General features: G+C 73.2%; 6 protein-coding genes. 2 read left to right on the forward strand and 4 right to left on the reverse strand.

What is annotated here, in order from left to right; all coding sequences use genetic code 11:
- Window positions 1-76: 76 nt before the first annotated feature.
- Together CCN33_RS29550 and CCN33_RS29555 are read right to left on the reverse strand one after the other, a co-directional pair.
- Complete coding sequence (locus CCN33_RS29550) at window positions 77-523, reverse strand: type II toxin-antitoxin system PemK/MazF family toxin (protein ID WP_086696410.1); 447 nt, start codon at window positions 521-523, stop codon at window positions 77-79.
- Between the two features lie 46 nt (window positions 524-569).
- Complete coding sequence (locus CCN33_RS29555; RefSeq protein ID WP_086696411.1) at window positions 570-1556, reverse strand: alpha/beta hydrolase; 987 nt, start codon at window positions 1554-1556, stop codon at window positions 570-572.
- Window positions 1557-1690: 134 nt separating this feature from the next.
- Here CCN33_RS29555 and CCN33_RS29560 point away from each other — a divergent pair, with 134 nt between their 5' ends.
- Window positions 1691-2659, forward strand: a complete 969-nt coding sequence (locus tag CCN33_RS29560; RefSeq protein ID WP_086696412.1) for an SDR family NAD(P)-dependent oxidoreductase — start codon at window positions 1691-1693, stop codon at window positions 2657-2659.
- Between the two features lie 60 nt (window positions 2660-2719).
- Here CCN33_RS29560 and CCN33_RS29565 read toward each other — a convergent pair whose 3' ends face one another.
- Window positions 2720-3283, reverse strand: coding sequence for an NAD(P)H-dependent oxidoreductase (locus CCN33_RS29565; protein ID WP_086696413.1), 564 nt, complete (start codon window positions 3281-3283; stop codon window positions 2720-2722).
- Window positions 3284-3385: 102 nt separating this feature from the next.
- Here CCN33_RS29565 and CCN33_RS29570 point away from each other — a divergent pair, with 102 nt between their 5' ends.
- Complete coding sequence (locus CCN33_RS29570; RefSeq protein ID WP_086696414.1) at window positions 3386-4129, forward strand: TetR/AcrR family transcriptional regulator; 744 nt, start codon at window positions 3386-3388, stop codon at window positions 4127-4129.
- Here CCN33_RS29570 and CCN33_RS29575 read toward each other — a convergent pair.
- The coding region (locus CCN33_RS29575) for an FAD-dependent oxidoreductase (RefSeq protein WP_208621963.1) at window positions 4041-4695 on the reverse strand (655 nt) is incomplete at its 5' end. The two genes, CCN33_RS29570 and CCN33_RS29575, sit on opposite strands and share 89 nt — an antisense overlap.

Raw genomic sequence — 4695 nt, forward strand, 5'->3', positions numbered from 1 at the left:
GGTCTGCTCCGACCGGGTGAGTCGCCGGGGGCATGCGCGGGGCCGGCCCCGGCGTAGGGCGGGCCCCGCGAAGCGGTCAGGTCCAGCCGTAGCGCTCGTACAGCCGCTGCCGGACGAGGTTGAAGCGCATGCGGTCCAACGCGCACGCCTCCCGGCGCATGCCGTCGTCGTGCAGCCGCAGCACCCGCTCCACGGACACCCAGGAGTCGCGGCCGGTGCGGTCCCAGGGGCCCTGGCCTATCGCCACCCACTCCCGCTCGCCGTCGTGCTCCTTGCTGGACAGCTGCACGGCGAGGAAGGTGCCGGCGGCCTCCCGCGCGACGACCAGCACCGGGCGGTCCTTGCCCCGGCCGTCGTTCTCCTCGAACGGCACCCAGGTCCAGACGATCTCGCCCGGATCGGGGTCACCGTCACGCTCGGGCGTGTACTCGGTGGCTACCGGGCCGACCTGGCGCGGGTCGGCCTCGGTGGTGGCGTGGGGGCCGAAGCGGCCGGGAACGTTCTCTTCGCTGTACGTGCTCACGCCGTGCACCCTAACGGCCGGTCAACGGCTCGCAGGGCCTCGGGGTTCAGTCCGTCCGGTCGGCGAGCAGCCGCTCCAGCCAGCCCAGTTGGGCCGCGCGAGCCGCCTTGGAGAGGGCCGCCTCGGGCACGAAGGCGTCGAAACCGTGGAAGCCGCCCGGCCAGACGTGGAGTTCGGCCACCCCGCCGCTCCGCCAGATCCGGGACGCGTACTCCACCACCTCGTCCCGGAACGTCTCCGCCGAGCCCACGTCGAGGAAGGCCGGAGGCAGCCCGGCGAGATCGGTGGCGCGGGCGGGGGCGGCGTACGGGGAGACGTCCGGGCCGCCCCTGCGCTCACCCAGTAGGGCGTTCCAGCCGGTCTCGTTGGCGGTGCGGTCCCAGACGCCGACGCCCGCCATCTGATGGCTGGAGGGGGTGTCGTTGCGGTCGTCCAGCATCGGGTACCTGAGCAACTGCCCCAGTACGGGCGGGCCTTGGCGGTCCCGCAGCATCAGGGCCACGGCGGCCGCCAGGCCGCCGCCCGCGCTGGCGCCCGCGAGGACGATCCGCTCCGGGTCGCCGCCCAGCTCCTTCGCGTGCTCCGCGGTCCACAGCAGCCCGGCGTACACGTCCTCCACCGGTGCCGGATGCGGATGCTCGGGGGCGAGCCGGTACTCCACGGAGACGACCACCGCGCCGCCCAGGTCCAGCGCGAGGGACAGCGGTGCGTCCACCCCCGCGCGGTTGGTGCCGAGGACCATGCCGCCGCCGTGCACGTAGTAGATCACCGGCAGCCGGACGCCGGGAGTGGTGGCGGCGGGGCGGCAGATGTACAGCGAGACGTCCGGGGCGCCCGGCGGGCCCGGCACCTCGCGGTCCTCGACCTCGAAGGCGCCGTCCATCGTGAGGTCCAGCGAGCCGAACACCTCCATGGCGGCGTTCTCCCGCGCCGCCTCGATGCCGTCCGGGGTCAGGCCCGGCTCCATCCCGTCCTTGAGCGGTTCCAGAGCGGCGGCGAGTTCCGGGTCGAACGGAGGCGGGTCCATGGTCATGGTCGTGCCCCTTCCCTCGCTCGCGGGCGATTCACCTCTCCAGGATCGGCGCACCGACGTCCCGGCGCAGGTTCCCGGCGCGTCCTTGTACACCGCTTGACTTCGAGAGCACTCCAATTCGTAGCGTTTTGCGCATGAGCACTCCTGCACAGCACAAGATCGGTTCGGGTTTCGGCGCGGACAGCACCGCCGGCGAGATCCTGCGGGGCATCGACCTCACGGGCAGGCTGGCGATCGTCACCGGCGGCTACTCGGGGCTCGGCCTGGAGACCACTCGCGCGCTGGCCGAGGCGGGCGCCCATGTGGTCGTCCCGGCCCGGCGTCCCGAAGTCGCCCGACAGGAGCTGGCCGGGATCGGAAACGTCGAGGTGGACGAGCTGGACCTCGGCGACCTGGACAGCGTGCGCGGCTTCGCCGAGCGGTTCCTGGCGTCCGGCCGCGGCATCGACATCCTCATCGGCAACGCCGGGATCATGGCCTGCCCGGAGACGCGGGTCGGGCCCGGCTGGGAGACGCAGTTCGCCACCAACCACCTCGGCCACTACGCCCTGGCCAACCGCCTCTGGCCGGCGCTCGCCTCCGGTGAGGGCGCCCGCGTCGTCTCGGTGTCCTCGCGCGGCCACCACCTCTCGCCGGTCCGCTGGGACGACGTCCAGTGGACCGAGGGCTACGACAAGTGGCAGGCGTACGGCCAGGCCAAGACGGCCAACGCGCTGTTCGCCCTCCAGCTCGACACCCTGGGCCGGGAGTTCGGCGTCCGGGCGTTCTCGCTCCACCCCGGCGGCATCATGACCCCGCTCCAGCGGCACCTGCCCAAGGAGGAGATGGTCGAGCGCGGCTGGATCGACGAGCAGGGCAACCCGCTGAACCCGGCCGGCTTCAAGACCCCGGAGCAGGGCGCCGCCACCCAGGTCTGGGCCGCGACCTCGCCCCGGCTCGACGGCCTGGGCGGCCTGTACCTGGAGGACTGCGACATCGCCGAGCCCGCCCCCGCGGACGGCACCTGGGCCGGCGTCAAGGACTGGGCCACCGACCCCGGACAGGCGGCCCGCCTGTGGACCCTGTCGGCGGAGCTGACGGGTGTGGACGCGTTCGCCAAGTAGGTCCAGCGCACGCGAGAGGGCCGGAGTCCGGTGGACTGCGGCCCTCTGGCGTACGAAGGGTCAGGCGGCGATGACGTCGCCCACGGTGCCGTGGAGGCGGGAGACGACCTCGGTCAGCTGGCCGGCGACCTCGGCGTCGTCGGACGGGTGGGTCTCGGCGAAGCGGGTCACGGAGCCGGGGATGGAGAGCTTGATGTCCTCGATCACCTTGCCGCCCGCGATGCCCACGGCCTTGCGGGTCTCGTCCTGCGCCCACACGCCGCCGTACTGGCCGAAGGCGGTGCCGATGACGGCGACGGGCTTGCCGCCGAAGGCGCCTGCGCCGAACGGACGGGACAGCCAGTCGATGGCGTTCTTCAGCACGGCCGGAATCGTGCCGTTGTACTCGGGAGAGAAGAGGAGAAACGCGCCGGCGGCCTGGGCGGCGGCACGCAGCTCGGCGGCGGCGGCCGGGACCTGGCCCTCGACGTCGATGTCCTCATTGTAGAACGGGATGTCGGCCAGGCCCTCGTAGATCACTACCTCGGCGCCCTCGGGGGCGAGCTTGGCGGCCGCCTCGGCGAGCTGGCGGTTGTGCGAACCGGCGCGGAGGCTGCCGACGAGCGCGAGGATGCGAACGGACATGAGGTACTCCAAGGGGTGGTGAAACACGCTGGAAACGATCCGGACCGGGGTCCGTTTAATTTTCTACCACCCTAACCGGACCGGGGTCCAGTTTTGTTCCCGATGCTTTACGCTGTCTTCATGTCCAGCGCTCTGCCGCCCTGCCCGCAGCCTCAGGAGCCCGTCGACACACCCCGATTGCTGGAGGTCGGCACGGGCCCCGAGGAGCCGTGCCTGCGCGCCGACGCCGCCCGCAACCGGGCGCGGCTGCTGGAGGCCGCCACCCGGCTGATCGCCGAGCACGGGGTGGCCGGGGTGACCATGGAGGCCGTCGCCACCGCGGCCAAGGTCGGCAAGGGCACCGTCTTCCGCCGCTTCGGCGACCGCACCGGGCTCCTCACCGCCCTGCTGGACCACTCTTCCGCCCGGCTCCAGGCCGACTTCCTCGCGGGCCCGCCTCCGCTGGGCCCCGGCGCGCCCCCGCGCGAGCGGCTGCACGCCTTCGGTGTCGCGGTGCTGCACCTCTGCGCCGACCAGCTCGACCTGCAACTGGCCGCGCTGCCCGAGCCCACCCGGCGCCATCTGCACCCCTCGAACCAGGCCATGCGCGCCCACCTGCTGGTGCTGCTGCGCCAACTGCTGCCAGGCGAGGACTGCGAACTCCTCGTCCCCGTCCTGCTTGCCTACCTGGACCCGGCCCTGATCCACCACCTGACCCGCCAGCTCGGCATGCCGATGGCGCGGGTGGAGGCGGGCTGGTGCGACCTGGCCGACCGGATCACCGCTGCTCGGCCCACGGCTGGTGCCCCGCGAACATCGCCGACAGCCGCTCCGGCGCGTCCGGCCGGAACAGCATCCCGCCCATGAGAGCCGAGTCCGCGGCCGAGTGCTCGGCGCGCGGGAACATCCGCTCCTCGTAGGCGGCGAGGGCGGCCTCCGTGTCGCCGGGGTGGGCGAGGAGGGCGCGGGCCAGGTCGGCGCCGTCGATCAGGGCCAGGTTGGCGCCCTCACCGGCGAACGGGGACATCAGGTGGGCCGCGTCGCCGAGGAGGGTGACGCCCGGCGTGCGCGGCCAGCGGTGGCCGACGGGGAGGGCGTGGATGCGGCGGGGAACCAGGGGCGCGTCGGCGTCCGCGACCAGGGCCCGCAGATCCTCGTCCCAGCCGTCGAACTCCTTGAGCACCGACCGCGCGGCCGCCTCGGGGTCGGTGAAGTCGATGCCGTCCAGCCAGCTCTCCGGGGCCTCGACGGCGGCGTACACGTGCAGGCTGCCGTCCGGCTCCCGGTGGGCCAGGAAGCCGCGGCCGGCGCCGAGCGCGAACAGCATGCCGCCGCCGACCACTTGGGCGCCGACCGGGTGCCGGCTGTCGGCCGAGTGCAGGTCCGCCTCGACGAAGGACACCCCGGCATAGGCGGGGTGTCCTTCGTCGAGG

Origin of the sequence: Streptomyces recifensis (assembly GCF_002154615.1) — a bacterium.
GTDB lineage: Bacteria > Actinomycetota > Actinomycetes > Streptomycetales > Streptomycetaceae > Streptomyces > Streptomyces griseoluteus.